The sequence below is a fragment of the Streptococcus vicugnae genome, from assembly GCF_016461705.1.
Classification (GTDB): domain Bacteria; phylum Bacillota; class Bacilli; order Lactobacillales; family Streptococcaceae; genus Streptococcus; species Streptococcus vicugnae.
In genome coordinates, this window is record NZ_JAEMHW010000012.1 from 1 (window position 1) to 729 (window position 729).

Sequence of the window (729 nt, forward strand, 5' to 3'; positions counted from 1 at the left end):
GATGTCCCTGGGATATGCCCAATAGCCACCTGCAAGACACTATCGTCCGTACCATGGTAAATCGGCAAAGTCGTATTCAACTTAGGAATTTCAACATAAGCCATAATCCCCGTACCAGTCACATCAAGCGTCTGGTCATAGGTCTTAGTCTCAGCACTCGACAAATTCAAATCAGGAATAACCCCTGTTTGCAACGTCTGATTATAAGCTTGTGCAGCAGCCAACATCTCTGCCTTCTTCTGCTCACTCATATCCTCAACATCTTGCACATAGCCAGCAACCGCCTCAGATTGGTGAAATGAATTCCAATAATCGCTAACTGTCGGATACAATAACAAGGACAGCCCGATTAATAATATGCCGACGAGGCTAATCGTCAAATAATTCTCTTTAATCTTTTTTATCATAATAAAGGGCTCTCCTCACCATTGCAATAGGAAAGGGAGCGAAAGAAAAGTTGACACTCCTCATCCACTCCCTGCTAGGTAACAAGGCTCTAACAGCCGACCAATCGGTCTAAAACTCATTACAAAGTATTAATGCTTTATTTTCCACCTTGCAACCTAACACCTATAACAACAGTCTGCCTAGTGTTTATTTAGCATCCATGCGTTTTTTAGTAACAAGCAAGATACCAGCAGCAAGAACAAGAATAGTACCTACAACATAAAGGATAGTTGTTCCCATACCACCAGTTGAAGGAAGAACAGAACCTTTTTTGTTGACAAC

General features: G+C 41.8%; 2 protein-coding genes. Both read right to left on the reverse strand.

What is annotated here, in order from left to right:
• Positions 1-407: sortase family protein (locus JG537_RS09615; protein WP_484600441.1), on the reverse strand; the 407-nt coding region annotated here is incomplete at its 3' end.
• Between the two features lie 187 nt (positions 408-594).
• On the reverse strand, positions 595-729 hold a 135-nt coding region (locus tag JG537_RS09620), incomplete at its 5' end, for an LPXTG cell wall anchor domain-containing protein (RefSeq protein ID WP_199545192.1).